Raw genomic sequence first — 16,878 nt, 5'->3', positions numbered from 1 at the left:
TCGGCACCAAGGCGAGAAAAAGGTCGCCATTATATTCTTCCTTCGACTCGGCAACAAATCGGCGGCTCAGCCTACGTGCAAACCCTCAATCTAAATGCACCTATATTGATAACCGAGTCACAAGTTCAAGAAAGTGCCACTTTTTCCACGCATTTTATTTACAACTCGACTAGACAAGCCCAATTCACTTCCTTAAAATCAGCCGCAATAAAAATCGTTATCATTTGCAATGTTGTTTAACGGAATAGTCTGATGCCAAGGATATCGGTGTAGCAAATTCACTCGCCCTTAGCAGGAAGTTATATGACGTTCAAAACCTCGTTTGTTGCCCTCGCCGTATTTGCCGCCCTCACCCAATCCGCAGTGGCTCAAGAAGCCCCAGATACGGGAACGAATAAGAATAAAGACATCGAAAAAATCACTGTCACCGCGAGCCGCATGGATAAATCGCCAAGCTCCATTCCCAATACAGTGACCATTATCGACCGCGTGCAACTCGAAGAGCAGTTCCGCACCACTAAAGATTTGTCGACGATTATCGGCAACTTAGCACCTAGCTTTTCACCCAGCCGCCAGAAGATGAGCAACACGGGCGAAACCCTGCGTGGCCGTCCGCCATTAATAATGATCGATGGCGTCCCCCAATCCAACCCACTGCGTAGTGGTGGTCGTTCGGGACAAACTATCGACCCTGCGATGATCGAGCGTATCGAAATTATCCACGGCGCCAATGCGATGCACGGCTTAGGCGCACAGGGCGGTATCATCAACTACATCACCAAAAAACCAACGGGTGATAACCAACACGTCGTCAGTTTCGATGTTACTGTGCCCGACTCGCTCAAATCGAACGGTGTAAGTTTTGGTGCCAGCTATGCGTTTTCGGGCGAATCCGAGCTGATCGATATGTTGGGCTCGGTGAGCTATCGCAATAACGGCGTGTACTACGATGCAAACCACGATGTGATTGGGGTGGACACGACGCAAGGTGAGTCCATGGACAGCCAGAGCAAAGACTTCTTTATCAAACTCGGCCATAACTTTGCCGAGTCGCGCTTAGAGCTGATGGTTAACCATTACAACATGGAGAACAATGGCGATTGGATGCCGGTGAAAGGCGATATCACCACAGGTAAACCAACGGGCGCAATCGAAGAAAAACAACCTTGGGAAGCGGCCAACAACCAAGTCACGACGACTAGCCTCACTTACACCCACGAGAATATTGCCGGTCAACAGCTGAGTATTCAGTTGTTTAATCAAGATTTTGAGGCCGTGTATGGCGGTGGCTGTAACAAGACGTTCTACGATCCTGCATTTGCCAATAACGACAACTTAGTACAATGCGAAGGCCCTAAAGGCGAGAGTTGGTACTATGAGCAATCGCGTAACTCTTCAGTCAAATGGGGATTAAAGACCTCGTTAATTGCCAAAAATATTGCCGATACGGGTATCGATGCCGCCTATGGTATCGACCTGTTCCGCGATACCACTGAGCAGGATTTAGTGCAGACTGGTCTGTCGTGGGTGCCTGAAAGCACCTATGACAACTTCGCGCCTTATTTGCAGTTAGATTATGATTTAATTACTGATCTAACCCTATCGACCGGCGTACGCTACGAGCACGCTAAACTCAATGTCGATGACTATAAGACGCTCTACGGCGCGGGAAATAAACAAATCGAAGGGGGCGAAGCGAGTTTTGACGAGACCCTATTCAACATAGGAGTCTCCTACAAGATCACTCCAGATATCCGCGTTTACACTAGCTATAACCAAGGCTTTGGTATGCCGGATATCGGCCGCATTCTGCGCGACGGTAACAGCTTCCCTGGAGCGAACCCAAGTATCAGCGACTCTCTATCCCTTGCACCGATTGTGACGGATAACGTGGAGTTTGGCGCCGATTACCAAGGTGAATTCTTGAGCGCTAAGATTGCTTACTACCGTTCGGCCACCGATTATGGCGCCCGTTTAGCCTTAAACAGCGACGGCTTCTACGACGTTAAACGTGAGAAGAGCGTGATTGACGGTATCGAAGCCAATATCACCGCCTACCTGACCAGCAACGACGATCTGGGCATGAATCTAGCGATTCAGCGCGGTGAATACGATTCGAATGATGACAACAAAACGGATACCGATCTCGATGGTGCCAACATTTCACCGAATCGTATCAACCTGTTCTGGAACCATAATTTCGATAACGAAATGTCGACGCGCGTACAGGCAAACTACTTTATGGACCGTGATTTCGAAGATGCCACAGGCGAGAAATATGCCGAGTTTAATGGCTACACCACTGTCGATGCGTCATTCTCTATGCCGCTCTACACTGGCACCTTAACCTTAGGCGTACAAAACCTGTTTAATAAGGATTATTTCAACTACTACTCACAAACTATGGGTACTAATGATCGTTATTTCAAAGGCATGGGTCGCACAGCAACACTCGGTTATACAGTGGCTTTCTAGTTAGCACACCCAATTTACCGTATAAAAAAGCGCAACCTAAGTTGCGCTTTTTTATTGGGGATTCACTAATCTTTCGTCACCACCCAGAGTGCATGCAACAAACCGGGGAACCAGAAAAATAAACACAACACTATGTTGATTAATAAGTCCTTGCCTGCACCCGCCTTTAAAAATACCGCGACTGGAGGTAATAGAATCGCAATGATGACTAAGAGTAATTTGTTTGTATCCATAGCAGGCTGTCCTTAATTGACCATATCTTTAACTAACTTCGCAGTTAGTGTGCAGGTTTGCAACTTTTTCATCGTCAACAGTTTTGTTTGAGTGGTATATACGTCCGCACAAACTGAAAAAGCCATCTATAGTTAAAGGAAAAAATGAACCCTAACCATGGATCCTCAAGCCCTTTTACTGATTAAGTTTATCTGCCTGCTCACGGGCACCGCCGCTATTGCTTGGGGATTAATCGCTCAACCGTTAAAAATCGCCACCTTAGCCAGCATGCGATTTTCCCTCGCCAACCTTTTTGTGCTGTTTGGCATCATACTCAATACCCAACGGACAGAATCAAACAGTTATCTCTATTGGTTTTGCTCGGATATCATCATCTTGTTGGGATTTATCATGCTGCGTTGGGGGACCCAGTATCTCTTTCGCTTGAAGCACAGCACTCAGTTCGATCTAACCATTCTTACTATCACCGCAGTATTGATGTTAACGGTTCCCCCGAGCTCACACTCAGAGCCAGTGCTGGCCATGCTGTTTTCAGCCAATGCCGCCCTTACCTTTGTGATGCTGACTCGAGATAATTTTATTGCTATCAAGCCAGATGCTGGCAGCAAAGTCGCCACGGCGATGGTGCTGCCATTAGTCGCCATGGTCATTATCTTCACTCTTCGCTTCTTAATCGCCCTGCTTTCATCGAACGAAAACCATGTCTTTATCGCCATCTATCGGGAGGAGGCAACGCCCGTGCTGTGGTTTTATGTTGTCCTCGCCCTTATCATCAACATAGTAATGATTGGCAATGCGATAACACGCCTTGTCAGCAAAATCAGAGTATTAGCCGAGCGAGACCAACTGACTGGGCTGTGGAATCGGCGGGCGATGCAAAAGCGGCTTACGGTTATCCATCAACGCTGGCAAAAAAATGCTGAGCCCTACAGTCTGATATTGCTCGATCTCGATCATTTCAAACAAATCAACGATCAATATGGCCACGCCGTAGGCGATCTCGCCCTACTTACGGCTGCAAGACTATTTAGCACTGTATTGAGGGAACATGACGTCCTATGCCGCCAAGGTGGAGAGGAGTTTCTGGTATTACTGCCCGCCACCAGTGCGTCCGCCGCCAGAACCGTCGCAGATAAGTTACATAGGGTGTTGAGGGAAAATCCGCTTCAATGCCAAGGGCAGGAGATCCAACTCTATGCCAGCATTGGTTACGCCACCATTTACCGAGGCTGTGAGCCAGACAAGCTCTTAATCGAAGCCGACCATGCCATGTATCGCGCCAAATCAGAGGGGCGAGACAGGATCTGCCAAGCCCTAACACCACAAGCCTAACGATCGGGCCAGTCTAATGACTCGGGGGCTTGCCACTGCTTAAGCGCCTCTGTCACGCCCTGCATACTAAAGACCTCGCCCTGTTGCGGGATATCAAAATACTCATAATCATGCCAACTGCCATCCTCATATTGATAACGAAAATGCAGGCAATAGGCGTGCAGATAACAACGGTCGGCGACATCCGAGCCATAGAGGGCATCGCCTAAAATTGGTACCCCGAGGCTTGCGAGGGCAACCCGTAACTGATGGGTTTTCCCCGAGTGGGGCTTGAGTAAATAAAGCCTAAGCCCATCGCCAACACTGGTGGAGAAGAATTGGGTAATCGCTGGGTTTTCTTTTGTACGCATCAACTTAAACATGCTGCGGCGGGATTTAGCCATATCGCCAATCACCCAGCCTTGCTTCTTCTTCGGCTTACCTTTGGCGAGTGCAAGATAGTATTTCTGCACTTGATGGGCGCTAAAAAGCTCGGTCAACTGCCGCGCCGCCGCAGGATGTTTGGCTAACAGTAACAGCCCTGAGGTCGGCGTATCGAGCCGATGCACGGCAAAGAGTTTTATCCCTAAATCCTGCTCCAGCTGCGCAACGACACCCGCAGTGCCATCTTGACTGTGAAAATGCACATTCGGCGATTTAGAAATAACAAGAAAATCAGCCTCATCGGCTATGATTCGGTACATGGGGTTCTCAACACTGTCACGCGGATATTGGCCTAAAACTGAATGGTCACTACTAGGCCTGGATGATTATCCGAAAGAGTAATTTGCGCATTGTGCCGCGACATGATCGCTTTGACCATAGATAATCCTAAACCTGTGCCCTGCAAATGGCGGCTGGGGTCGAGACGCACTAATCGCTCAAACACCCTTTCCTTGCTGTCATCGGGGATCCCCGGGCCGTTATCGCAAATCTTAATTTGGGCGCCAGATTGAATAATATCGATGCGAGCGCCTTGGCCTGAGTACTTCATCGCATTGTCGACCAAGTTATATAAGGCCTGAAACAACAAATACTTGTCACCATAAATCTTATGGTCTGATAGGAGCGATAGACTCAAGGTTTGCTCATTCGACTCGGCGACCGCGTCGGCCATGTCCAACAAATCGGTACATAGCTGCGCCAAACTCAGTTCCTGCAAGTCTAAGGTTTGCTGTCCTTCCTCGATACGTGTTAGCGAGAGCATGGCATCGAAGGTCGCAAGACAGTGGTCGAGCTCTTCGGTCAAAATCGCGCAACCTTCGCTGATTTCATCGGGGGATTTGGCCGCTAACTCCTCAAGACCAATGCGAATATGGGATAAGGGTGTACGCAAATCGTGGGCAATGTTATCTGTCACCCCGCGCACCGCCATCAGGTTATTCTCAAGAATATCCAGCACGTTATTAAACTGCAGCGCCAACATATCGAACTCGTCCTGACGCCAACTGAGCGGCAGACGCGTATCGTAATGCCCCCGCTCAATTTGCTCACTCAAGCGGTTGTACTGCACTAATCGGCGCAAAATCGCCTTAGAAAACAAATAGCCCAGCGCTAAGGTTAACACTATGGTCAACATCACGGCCGTGGCCGCCGCACTGATAAATTTATCGATCAAGGTGGCTAAGTTATCGGTACGGGTGGCGATGAGCACTGGGCCATAGCGGGTCATCACTAGGCCACCAGTAAGGATATGCAGCTTATCAGGGCCGCCAGTTAAAATCGGGAAATCCCGAGTTTGCGGCAGCATGGGCATGCCTTCTGGCATAAAGCTTAAGGCACCAACCATGTCATAACTGTTGCGCCAGGCGATGAGGGCCGTCTGCGGATCAGCGGCACGAATTTGCGCCGCAAAACTACGACGGTCGACAGTAAGAGCAAGCTGCTGATAGCGTTGGGTTTCTGACTCGAGATACTGAGTCACTTGGTACTGCTGTTCGATAATCAGTTGCCGATAAAGGGCAAACAGCAAAGCGCCTATGATCACAGTCACTAAGGTCGAGAAGATAATAGTGATGCGCCAGGCGCTGCTTTGGTAAGGCTTAATGCCTTTGGCGTAAGCGATAACCCGCTCCCCTTACGGTTTCAATCAATTCACCGTGGCCTAACTCTTCAAACTTACGGCGTAACTTGGCGATATGCACGTCGATCACATTGGTACGGGGATCGAAGTGATAATCCCATACTGCTTCGAATAATAGCGTGCGACTAATTACCTGATTGGCGTGTTCCATCAGATACTTAAGCAGTTGGAATTCTTTGGGTTGCAGCATTAAATCGTGACCATCTAAAGTCACATTGCGAGTAAGCAGCTCCATTTTTAAGCCGCCGACCACCAAATCTGTGGTAATAGGGACGGATTGACCCCGTTGCATCAACTTTTCGGCACGCACGAGCAGCTCCGAAAAGGCAAAGGGCTTAGTCATGTAATCATCGCCACCCGCACGCAGGCCTTTCACTCTTTCATCCACATGGGCCAGCGCCGACAGGATAAGCACAGGGGTTTGATTGCCCGTAGCTCTGAGGGCGGCCAGCAGTTTCAAACCGTCGAGTTGGGGCAACATGCGGTCGAGAATCAAGAGGTCGTACTGACCACTCGTGGCTTGCAGCAGGCCTTGATGACCATCGCTGGCGGTCTCAATATTATGCCCCTGCTCAAGAAATCCTTTAACGATGTAGTCGATCGTTGTCGCATCATCTTCAACTAAAAGTATTTTCATCTGTATGCTGCGCTCCCCAGTCTTCGCTTAGCGGTGATGCTCAGTGCTAATCCCACTTAAGTAAAGGTAGTTGCCGTAAATTTTCAATATCGAATGCCAATTTATACTTACCAGTATCATCCAGCAACTTTAACTCTAAGTAACTGATACCTAAGTCATGATCTAACTTTGCGTCGGTCAAAAAGGCCTTATGATCCTTAGTCGCCATCGCAATAATGCCAGAGAAGGTTTGATGTTTAGTGCTGATAAGGCGCGCGGCTTCCACTTCACCAACATCGTCGGCCGTGACTTTGCCCGCTTTTTGTTTCAATAACTTACCATCTCGCGCCCGATATTCGAAACGGGTAATCGCATTCGCCAGCGGATTAATCAACTCAAACTGGTAGACCAATTCGCCTTCCTGCATTTCCATTTCAAACTCGGCAATCACGCCGGGAAAATCCTTCTCAATTTGCTGCATCACACTTAACGGCGGCTGATACTCACCGCTCGAAAGCATCGAATACATGCTCTGGGCTGCGGTGGCAATCCCAGATACCAACATGAATCCTAGCAACCATAGTCTCATGGCTCCTCCATAAAAATCGGCTAAGTTTGTATCTTATGAGACAATCAGTTAGATGTCGATGGCGTGCTAAAACCCCATCGTTTTTATCCCTGTTTGCCCATGATGGCGCCTAGTTCATCACCCATGTGGATTGCTCAATCCGATTGATTCAGGCTCGGCAAGCACTGACGAATGTATTGAGTTTACCTAATACCTACTGAAACACCGATGGAAACAAGATTAAGCTTTGATCATCTAGGGATTTAACGGCAGCGCAGCTTCGCAAATCAAGCTGAGTTATTCGTTAATGGAGAATAGATTTCGCGAAATGAGGCAAAAAACTTAGTTACTCTAAAATATGAATTTGTTCAGATTTGAGCGCAACCGTGGTTTGCATCCCTTTGGTTAAGCCAAGTTTCTGCGCGAGATGGAGCGACACTTCCGTATTAAGTTGCAACTCAGTCCCAGTGGCATAACAGACCACGCGCACCGACTCGCCCATCACCAGCAAGGAGTCGATGGTGACATCTAACTTATTAAAACTGCGGCATAAACGTCCATTTGAGATGGCGTTAAATCTGATGCCTTGATTCGGGATCACCCAACGCACTTTACTGCCCACGCTGCGGTCTTTGCCAAAATCACTGGCGATCAGCTGCTCGCCAAATTTGAGCCAAGTAATGTCCTTAGTACGGTCTTGGAACACCACTTCGCCATCGAAAATATTTCTTAAGCCCATCTGCCGCGCAACCGCCTCGTTACGTGGACGCGATAACACCTCAAACGGCGCGCCCTGCTGCAACATCTGACCTTGGCTAATCAAGATCATCGAATCGGCCAGCAACAGCGCTTCATTTAAATCGTGGGTCACCATAATCACGGGGCAAAGCAGCTGCTCTTTTAGGCGAGCAAGTTCGAGGTATAAACGCTCGCGGGTTTCTCTGTCCACCGCCGAAAAGGGCTCATCGAGTAACAACACCGACGGTTCACGGGCAAGGGCGCGAGCAAGCGCAACCCGCTGGCGCTGGCCTCCAGAGAGGTGCATAGGCAGTCTATCGGGCAACCCATGCAAATTGACCCGTTCTAACCAGTCCTTCGCCCTCGCAATTCGCTCCGATTTGGGAATATGGTCAAGCCCTGCAACCACGTTCTCGAGCGCGGTAAGATTGGGAAATAGCCCAAAATGCTGTGGCATATAGCCGATATGGCGCTGCTGTGGCGTCAGTGCGGTGCGACTTTGATGGTCGAACCATGGCGTTTCACCAAACACAATACTGCCCGCATCGGGATGATTCAGCCCTGCGATCATCCGCAGCAAGGTTGTCTTACCGCCCCCCGAAGGCCCGACAACAGCCAACACCTCACCCGCCTTACAGTTAAATTCGGCGCTCAGTTTAATATGCTTTTGGTTTTGGATTTGGCAATGCAGATCAGCGATGATTTGCGCCACGCTGACCTCCTAAACGCCGCGATAGACTGGTGGTGAGCGCCAATGCGGTAATCGCAAATAACAGCAATACCAGAGACATAGTACCTGCAGCACCAAAATCGAAGGCCTGAACACTGTCATAGATGGAAATCGAGATAGTTTTGGTCTCGCCGGCAATATTCCCGCCCATCATTAACACGACCCCAAACTCACCGAGTACATGGGAGAAACACAGCACTAAGGCGGTCAGCACCCCAGGCCACACCATAGGCAATTCAATTTTCAGCAGAATCTTAAGTTTGCTCATGCCGCAACAGGCTGCAGCATCGCGCACGTCGTGGGGAACCGCTTCAAAGGCGCGTTGTATCGGTTGCAACGCAAACGGAATATTCACCAGCACAGACGCCAGCACTAACCCCGAGAAATGAAACACTAACTGCTGCCCGGTTAGGCGCTCTAACCATTGCCCTAACCAGCTTTGACTCCCTAGCCCCACCAGCAAGTAATACCCAATCACAGTCGGCGGTAAGACTAAGGGCACCATGATTAAGGCCTCAACCCAAGACTTACCCACAAACTGACGATAGGCTAAGGCTCGCCCCGCCAGAATCGCCAGCGGGATCAATACCAATACCGTGATACTACTGAGCTTGACCGATAACCAGAGTGCCTGCCAATCCATGTCTGGCCTTATCGAGCGGGTAGACCAAATCCGTATTGCAGGAATACGGCTCTGGCGGCATCAGATTGAAGATATTGATAAAAACGCTCTGCGGTTGCTCCCGCTTTTGGCATCAAGGCCATGCGTTGATTGAGTGGACCATGCAATTCTTCGGGCAAGGCAATCGCCTGACCTAAGGCCTTAAACTGTGGCGCTAAGGCAAGGGATAACGGAATAATCCCGCCTTGGGTGGACCCACTCACGGCAAATTGCGCCGCTTGGGAGGCATTTTCGCCCAAGATTAACTTAGTTTGTAGGCCATCCCACAAACCTAATTTTTGTAGAAGTTCGCGAGCGCGCTCCCCATAGGGCGCATGTTCTGGGTTGGCAATCGCAAAGCGCTCCAACTTGCCTGCGGCGAGCAAGTTTTTTACGCCATTCAGCTCGGCATCTAAGGTTAAGGGAGACTTATTTGGAGCCACTAAGGCTAGGCGACCGACCGCGTATTGCACGCCAGCATCGCGGGTAAAGCCAGCTTTTTGCAGCTCATGAATATAACGCTCATCGGCACTGAGCAAGAGTTCAAACGGCGCACCATGTTGAATTTGCGCGACAAAATTCCCCGACGAGCCATAGGATACTCGCACCTTGAGCCCGGTTTCGGCGCTGAAGTTTTTAACAATATCATCGAGGGCAAACTTGATATTGGCGGCGGCCGCAATCGCTGGCACAGTCTCGGCGCGGCTAACGGCAGGCATCAAGGCGACACAGCACGACAAGCCGAGAGCAAATACTAAACTCCAGATTTTGCCTAACCCTGCCACACTGTGCATAAACTCACCCTCACTCTCGCCTACTACTGACTCAGTCTTACGTTAGTCTTTGTGTTGCCACAATTGCGCCGCTTGCTCATCGGCGTCCTTGGCTTCGACCCAATTCTTGCCCTTGTCCCCGGCTTCTAATTTCCAGAAAGGGGCTTTGGTTTTCAAAAAGTCGATTAAGAATTCGCAGGCCGCAAAGGCCGCCTTGCGATGGGCACTGGTGACGCCGATAAACACAATTTGCTCACCCAGCGCCATAGTACCGACACGGTGGATAACCGTAACTTTATTGAGCGGCCAACGCTCACGCGCTTCGACCACGATTTGCTCGAGCACGCGCTCCGTCATACCGGGATAGTGTTCTAAGGTCAGGTCCGTCACCACTGAACCGTCGTTAAAGTCGCGCACCTTGCCCACAAAGGTGACAACGGCGCCATCGCTATTGTCTTGGGCTAATTGGTGGTACTCATCGGCCACATTAAAATCGACGGTTTGCACCCGCACATTTGGCAGTAAACGCATATCAACCTCCGGTCACAGGCGGGAAGAAGGCGACTTCATCACCATCGCTCACTCGGGTATCCCATTGACTAATGGTTTGATTCACCGCCACCAGCAATTTGTCCGATGCTAACACTTTGGACCATTTATCGTCGGTGGCCGCGAGTGTTGCGCGTAATCCTTCTGCGGTTTGTGTCTGCTCACTCGCTTCAACACTCAGCTGGGCAGTTCCTAAAAGCTCACGAACTTGGGCAAAAAACAACACGTTAATCATATTCTTATCTCGCTTTACGTTATTCAGCTTTAAAGTGTCCCGACTTGCCGCCGCGTTTTTCGAGCAGGCGCACCTGTGAAATCACCATGTCTTTTTGCACGGCTTTGCACATGTCGTAAATCGTCAGCGCTGCGACAGAGGCCGCCGTGAGCGCCTCCATTTCGACACCGGTTTTACCTGATAATTTACACAGGCTAGTGATGCGCACGCGATTATGTTCAGGCTGAGCCTCGAGCTCGACTTCGACCTTAGTTAGCATTAGTGGATGACATAACGGAATTAAATCTGAAGTCTTTTTCGCCGCTTGGATCCCCGCGATACGGGCGGTGGCGAACACATCGCCCTTATGGTGGCTGCCGCTCATGATCATCTCGAGGGTCGTGCTCGCCATCTCGATAAAGGCTTCGGCACGGGCCTCGCGCTCGGTCACGGCTTTCTCGGTCACATCGACCATATGGGCATTGCCGTCGGCGTTAATATGGGTAAATACATTGCTCATTGAAGCGATCCTTTAAACTGATGCCAAATTCAAGCATAGGGAAGTTAAGCGCCATCGCGAAATCTAACCTAATGAAAGATAACGCGATAAGCAGACTAAGACCTAAGTTAGATTAACCGCCAATCGAGGCCAGATGTTGCGTCACGCCAGTAATGCCCTGATGCAGATAATGGGTTTCCTTCTTCTGCGCCAGTTGACCGTGTAACCGCTCGATTAATTCCGCTTGTTGACTCGGGTGTTGCAGTAGATCACGCAAATCGATGCCAGACTCGGTAAAGAGGCATAAGTGCAACTTACCCTTGGCCGAGACCCGCAAGCGATTACAGCTCGCGCAGAAGTTAGTGGCGTAGGGCATGATCAAGCCGATACGGCCCTTAAAGTCACTGTGGCTGAAGTTTTGCGCAGGGCCATCGTCGGCGCGAGGCGTATCTAATTGCCAGCCCTCGGCTTGCAGCTGCGCTTTGATATCGGCACCCGCCAAATGGTGAGCTTGGAAATACTCGCGGCCAAGGCCTGTTTCCATCAGCTCAATAAAACGCAGGTCGATGGGCGTGTGCTTAATCCAATTCAAAAAGCGCGGTAAATCTTTATCGTTCATCCCCTTGAGCAATACCGCATTGACCTTCACGCGCTCAAAACCCGCGGATAAGGCGGCATCGATACCACGCATCACCTCGTCGAACTTATTCTCGCCGGTGATCTGGTAAAACATCTTAGGATCTAAGCTGTCTACCGACACATTGATACGGCGCAGCCCTGCGTCGAACCACTCTTGGGCATGCTTCTCGAGCCTATACCCATTAGTGGTAGTAGCGACGGTATGAATACGAGGGTTGTCGGCGACCACTCGAATGATATCGGTAAAATCTTTACGCAGCGTGGGTTCGCCGCCAGTGATACGAATTTTTTGAGTGCCAACCTGGCTAAATGCGGACACAAGGTTTTCTATCTCACTGAGAGATAAAAACTGTTGTTTGCCATTCGGATGATAACCATCTGGGAGGCAATAACTGCATTTGAAGTTACAAACGTCAGTGACTGACATTCGTAAGTAATGAAATTTACGACCAAAATTGTCTTGTAATTGAGACATGATCACCTTTCCAAGTGTGGGAGGCGAGTGCATTTCTTTACTCACCCCAGTGGCCTTATTGCCACGGCTACACCCCCATATCTGTTGACTTAGGTAGGCAAGCTCGGAGAACCGTCAACCGTGATTATAAGCCGAAAGTATTGCCTAGCTATACCCCCAAACAGGTATTTCTTGATCCGCTTCAAGTGGGCGTGAACAATCTGTGACAGCGCTCACCCAAAGATTTGTCATTATTTAGGCTAAACAGCCCGCTTAGCCCCTGTGCCCTGCGGTGATTTTGAGGTAAGGTGGACATCAGCAATAAAACGCCCGTTTACAAACAAACTACAACACCCGGTAAAAATCGGGGATATGCGAAGGAAGAGGTGAACTGATGGAACGCGAATCAATGGAATTCGATGTTGTTATCGTCGGCGCAGGCCCAGCTGGCTTGGCCACTGCGTGTCGGTTGATGCAGATATCACAGAGTTCAGGCAAAGAAATTACCGTCTGCGTGGTAGAGAAAGGCTCCGAAGTGGGAGCACACATTCTATCTGGCGCCGTATTCGAACCACGAGTGTTAGATGAGCTATTTAGCGACTGGCGCGATTCAGGCGCTCCCGTCACCACAGCCGTGACCCACGATGAAATCTATCTACTCAATTCCGCCACCGACAGCAAGCTGATGCCCAATGCGTTTGTGCCTAAAACCATGCACAACGAAGGCAACTATATTGTCAGCGTAGGTAACCTCTGCCGTTGGCTCGCGACCCGCGCCGAAGCGCTCGGCGTAGAAATCTTCCCTGGTTTTGCCGCCAGCGAATTACTCTTCAATGAAGATAACAGCGTGAAAGGCATCCTGATTGGTGATATGGGCGTCGGTGCCGACGGTCAGCCGAAAGACAGCTTTATGCCTGGCATGGAACTACACGCCAAATATACCGTGTTCTCAGAAGGTTGCCGTGGTCACCTAGGCAAACAGCTGATCGCGAAATACCACTTAGATAATGGCAAGACACCACAACATTACGGCTTAGGCTTTAAAGAAATCTGGAAAGTCCCCGCCGAACAACACGAACAAGGTAAAGTGGTGCACACAGGTGGTTGGCCATTAACCGATGGCGCATCGGGTGGCGGCTTCCTCTACCATATGGAAGACAACCAAATTGCCGTGGGTCTGATTATCGACCTCAACTACAAGAACCCCCATTTAAGCCCGTTCGATGAATTCCAACGTTATAAGACTCACCCTGTTATCGCCAAATACTTAACTGGAGGCGAGCGTTTGACCTATGGTGCTCGCGCAATAACTAAGGGCGGCCTGAACTCACTGCCGAAGATGAGTTTCCCCGGCGGTCTGCTGATTGGCTGCGATGCAGGTACCTTAAACTTTGCCAAAATCAAAGGCACCCACACCGCCATGAAGAGCGGCATTGTCGCGGCCGAAACCTTAGCTAAAGCGATGCTGGCCGAGGTCGAAGGCGGTAAAGATCTGGATTGTTTCCAAAACCATCTGGAAGAAAGCTGGTTACACGAAGAGTTGTATAAGTCGCGCAACTTTGGCCCAGCAATGCACAAGTTTGGCACTTTCCTCGGCGGCGCATTTAACTACATAGATCAAAACTGGTTCGGCGGTAAGTTCCCTATCACTCTGCGTGATGAGCACCCAGACTATGCACAAATGGCCCCTGTCAGCGCCTACAACAAGATTGATTATCCCAAGCCCGATGGCAAACTCAGCTTCGATAAGCTCTCTTCGGTCTACCTGTCGAGCACTTATCATGAGGAAGATCAGCCTTGTCATCTGCGCTTAAAAGATAACAGCATCCCGCTCGGGATAAACCTGACGCAATTTAACGAGCCGGCCCAGCGTTACTGCCCTGCTGGCGTGTACGAAATCGTTGAAGAAGCAGGTCAGCCTAAGTTTGTGATCAATGCGCAAAACTGCATTCACTGCAAAACCTGCGACATTAAAGACCCTAGTCAAAACATTACTTGGGTGACGCCCGAGGGCGGCGGTGGTCCAAACTACCCGAATATGTAACTTAAACGGAATAAGGCGCTCATTGAGCGCCTTATTTTTGCTTGCCTTCACGCCACACTTTGGTCACAATTGCGCCATAAAAATCACATGCTTCAAATCAGCAACTCATTTCCATCTATACTCTACATAACAAGATCTACCGCAAGAGCAACAGGTTAGGCCCAATAAATGTCTTGTACGCTGTTTTATTCGGCATTCGACCTAAACAAAGGTTAACTTTTAACATTTCTGTCCGATACTTGTTATTGGCTAGAAAACGTCGACCGATATTTCTAAACGTCTAACACAGGCATATTGATATTTATGATATTGAATAACCTTACTATTAAGCAGAAAATCCTGCTGACAGTGACATTTGCTGTGCTGCTGTCGACCATACTCGTGGGCGTCCTCAGCCAACGTAGTGCAAAAAGCGTGGTACAGCAGCGTATGCTCGGGTCGGAAATGCCCAGCCTAATGATGCAGATCCGCAACAAGATTGAGCTAGATATTTCGAGCTTAATGAATGCCGCCGAACAACTCGCCAGCAGCCGCATGTTACTGCAATGGCTTGAAAGCGGTCGTCCGCAGGAGCAAGAGCCTCAAGTCGTTGCCCAATTAAAGGACATCACCCGCCAATATCATTTGGCCCAAGCCTCCTACGCCGATAGACAAACCGCCGCCTACTACACTCAGGATGGTTTTTTACGTGTACTCACCCCAGCGCAGGATGGTTGGTTTTTCGGTTATCGCGACAGCGGCCAAGAGCGGATGCTTAACGTGTTTACCGAAGCCAATGGCGAGGTAAAACTCTTTATCAACTATCAGCAACCTAATGGCCGCGGACTCGTTGGCCTCGCCAAATCCCTCGATGATATGGTGCGTCTACTGGGTTCCTTTAAGATTGAAGAAACCGGCTTTGTCTACTTAGTCGATGCTAAAGGTGAGGTAAAACTGCACCCCGACGCCAGTCAAATTGGCAAGAGCAGTCTTAAGAGCTTGTACTCGGGCGCGAATATCAGCTCATTGCTCAATCGTAGCGACTTCAACCTGGTCGATACTCAAATCCAAGGTGAAAACACTTTCGTAGCCAGCAGCTATATTCCCTCCATGGATTGGTATTTAGTGGCACAAGTGCCCGAAGCCGAAGTGTTCGCCCTACTGACGGATGCCGCCTACCAGATCTTAATTTGGACCTTAATCATTGCCGCGGGCTTTATCATGCTGGCGATTGTGGTGGCCGGTTCGGTAAGCCGCCCTATCGCACAAGTGGCGGCCATGTTCCGTGATATCGGCGAAGGTGAAGGCGATTTACGCCAGCGCCTCCCCGTTAAAGGTGAAGATGAAATTGCCCAACTGGCACAAGGGTTTAATAGCTTTATCAGCAAAATCCAAGACTCAGTGATTGAGGTTGCGCAAACCAGCGAACAACTCGGCTTCTCGGCGAAGGATGTATCGAATCAAGCGCAGCAAACCCTTGAAGACAGCCATGAGCAAAAAGATCGCACTATGATGGTAGTGACCGCCATCAATGAGATGGGCGCCACGGTGAATGAAATCGCCAGCAATGCCGCCCAAGCAGCTGTTGCGGCGAAAGATGCCGATACCGAATCCAATAGCGGCCAAGTGGTGGTGACCCGTGCTCGGGATACCATCAATCAACTCTCCCAAGATGTAGAGCAAGTCGGTGAAGTGATTGAATCCCTTGCGACTCATACCAAATCTATCGGCGGCATTCTTGATGTGATCCGCGCGATTTCGGAGCAAACCAACCTGTTAGCGCTGAACGCCGCGATTGAAGCTGCACGTGCCGGAGAAGCGGGACGAGGCTTTGCCGTGGTAGCCGATGAGGTCCGTAATCTGGCATCGCGCACCGCCGCATCGACCAACGAAGTCCAAGGTATGATCGACAAGTTGCAATCCGAGGCCAGCCGAGCGGTGAATGCCATGGCCCAGAGCCGTGCGCGCTCCCACGAAGGGGTGGCCGCCGTCGATGAGGCGAGCCAATCTCTGGTGGGCATTAGCGACCGTATTGGCCTGATCAGCGATATGAACATTCAAGTGGCAGCGGCGACGGAAGAACAATCGACCGTGGTAGAAGACATCAACCGTAACGTCACCGAAATTAACGAGATCACCCAGCGCACCGCCAGCACAGCACAGGCTGCGGCACAGGCGAGCTTAGCGCTAAACCAACTCGCCCACCGCTTAGACACCTTAGTGGCGAAATTTAAGGTGTAAGCCCAAGATAGGTTAAAACCAAACAAAAACGCCTTAGCGAGTTCTCCCTAAGGCGTTTTTTATTACTCAG

16 protein-coding genes and 1 riboswitch are annotated in these 16,878 nt (G+C 50.0%); of the genes, 4 read left to right on the top strand and 12 right to left on the bottom strand.

The genetic code is table 11. The features are described 5' to 3' along the window. Positions 1-303 precede the first annotated feature (303 nt). Positions 304-2,475, top strand: coding sequence for a TonB-dependent receptor (locus tag N7386_RS01515; RefSeq protein WP_279766831.1), 2,172 nt, complete (start codon positions 304-306; stop codon positions 2,473-2,475). A gap of 65 nt (positions 2,476-2,540) precedes the next feature. Here the strand turns inward: N7386_RS01515 and N7386_RS01510 are convergent, their stop codons facing one another. Continuing rightward, positions 2,541-2,708, bottom strand: a complete 168-nt coding sequence (locus N7386_RS01510) for a YqaE/Pmp3 family membrane protein (protein WP_011787651.1) — start codon at positions 2,706-2,708, stop codon at positions 2,541-2,543. 157 nt (positions 2,709-2,865) lie between these two features. On the opposite strand from N7386_RS01510, the gene N7386_RS01505 reads away from it, so the two are divergent. Continuing rightward, the gene (locus N7386_RS01505; protein WP_279766830.1) at positions 2,866-4,041 is read left to right on the top strand and encodes a GGDEF domain-containing protein; all 1,176 of its coding nucleotides are present in this window, start codon (positions 2,866-2,868) and stop codon (positions 4,039-4,041) included. Here N7386_RS01505 and N7386_RS01500 read toward each other — a convergent pair. From N7386_RS01500 to moaA, 11 genes are all read right to left on the bottom strand, one after another. Then, the gene (locus tag N7386_RS01500) at positions 4,038-4,724 is read right to left on the bottom strand and encodes a TIGR01621 family pseudouridine synthase (RefSeq protein WP_279766829.1); all 687 of its coding nucleotides are present in this window, start codon (positions 4,722-4,724) and stop codon (positions 4,038-4,040) included. The two genes, N7386_RS01505 and N7386_RS01500, sit on opposite strands and share 4 nt — an antisense overlap. Positions 4,725-4,756: 32 nt before the next feature. Then, positions 4,757-6,013: a HAMP domain-containing histidine kinase gene (locus N7386_RS01495; RefSeq protein WP_086903949.1), complete on the bottom strand. Its 1,257-nt coding sequence runs from the start codon at positions 6,011-6,013 to the stop codon at positions 4,757-4,759. 49 nt (positions 6,014-6,062) lie between these two features. Continuing rightward, complete coding sequence (locus N7386_RS01490; protein WP_011621087.1) at positions 6,063-6,740, bottom strand: response regulator transcription factor; 678 nt, start codon at positions 6,738-6,740, stop codon at positions 6,063-6,065. Between the two features lie 46 nt (positions 6,741-6,786). Continuing rightward, positions 6,787-7,308, bottom strand: coding sequence for a hypothetical protein (locus tag N7386_RS01485; RefSeq protein ID WP_086903948.1), 522 nt, complete (start codon positions 7,306-7,308; stop codon positions 6,787-6,789). A 325-nt stretch (positions 7,309-7,633) separates the two neighbouring features. Then, complete coding sequence (locus N7386_RS01480; protein ID WP_279766828.1) at positions 7,634-8,737, bottom strand: ABC transporter ATP-binding protein; 1,104 nt, start codon at positions 8,735-8,737, stop codon at positions 7,634-7,636. Then, complete coding sequence (gene modB / locus N7386_RS01475) at positions 8,718-9,398, bottom strand: molybdate ABC transporter permease subunit (RefSeq protein WP_011621084.1); 681 nt, start codon at positions 9,396-9,398, stop codon at positions 8,718-8,720. The genes N7386_RS01480 and modB overlap by 20 nt, the downstream gene beginning before the upstream one ends. Before the next feature lie 8 nt (positions 9,399-9,406). Next, entirely contained in the window at positions 9,407-10,210 is an 804-nt protein-coding gene (gene modA / locus N7386_RS01470; protein ID WP_279766827.1) for a molybdate ABC transporter substrate-binding protein, read from the bottom strand. Between the two features lie 42 nt (positions 10,211-10,252). Continuing rightward, complete coding sequence (moaE, locus tag N7386_RS01465) at positions 10,253-10,720, bottom strand: molybdopterin synthase catalytic subunit MoaE (RefSeq protein ID WP_086903944.1); 468 nt, start codon at positions 10,718-10,720, stop codon at positions 10,253-10,255. A 1-nt stretch (position 10,721) separates the two neighbouring features. Further along, positions 10,722-10,973 carry a molybdopterin synthase sulfur carrier subunit gene (moaD, locus tag N7386_RS01460; RefSeq protein ID WP_086903943.1) on the bottom strand — a complete coding sequence of 84 codons (252 nt, stop codon included), beginning with the start codon at positions 10,971-10,973 and terminating at the stop codon, positions 10,722-10,724. A gap of 19 nt (positions 10,974-10,992) precedes the next feature. Beyond that, on the bottom strand, positions 10,993-11,472 hold the full coding sequence (moaC, locus tag N7386_RS01455; RefSeq protein ID WP_011074083.1) for a cyclic pyranopterin monophosphate synthase MoaC: 480 nt from the start codon (positions 11,470-11,472) through the stop codon (positions 10,993-10,995). A gap of 112 nt (positions 11,473-11,584) precedes the next feature. Then, positions 11,585-12,565: a GTP 3',8-cyclase MoaA gene (gene moaA, locus N7386_RS01450; RefSeq protein ID WP_041412503.1), complete on the bottom strand. Its 981-nt coding sequence runs from the start codon at positions 12,563-12,565 to the stop codon at positions 11,585-11,587. Next, a riboswitch (molybdenum cofactor riboswitch) is annotated at positions 12,553-12,686 on the bottom strand. Its footprint overlaps the gene before it by 13 nt. A gap of 252 nt (positions 12,687-12,938) precedes the next feature. Here moaA and N7386_RS01445 point away from each other — a divergent pair. Together N7386_RS01445 and N7386_RS01440 are read left to right on the top strand one after the other, a co-directional pair. Further along, the gene (locus N7386_RS01445; protein ID WP_279766826.1) at positions 12,939-14,588 is read left to right on the top strand and encodes an electron transfer flavoprotein-ubiquinone oxidoreductase; all 1,650 of its coding nucleotides are present in this window, start codon (positions 12,939-12,941) and stop codon (positions 14,586-14,588) included. Positions 14,589-14,891: 303 nt separating this feature from the next. Then, entirely contained in the window at positions 14,892-16,808 is a 1,917-nt protein-coding gene (locus N7386_RS01440; RefSeq protein ID WP_279766825.1) for a methyl-accepting chemotaxis protein, read from the top strand. Positions 16,809-16,878 lie beyond the last annotated feature (70 nt).

This window comes from Shewanella sp. GD04112 (genome assembly GCF_029835735.1).
Taxonomy (GTDB): domain Bacteria; phylum Pseudomonadota; class Gammaproteobacteria; order Enterobacterales; family Shewanellaceae; genus Shewanella.
The sequence above is the reverse complement of the archived record's forward strand: the minus strand, read 5'-3'. Positions and strand labels throughout refer to the sequence as shown.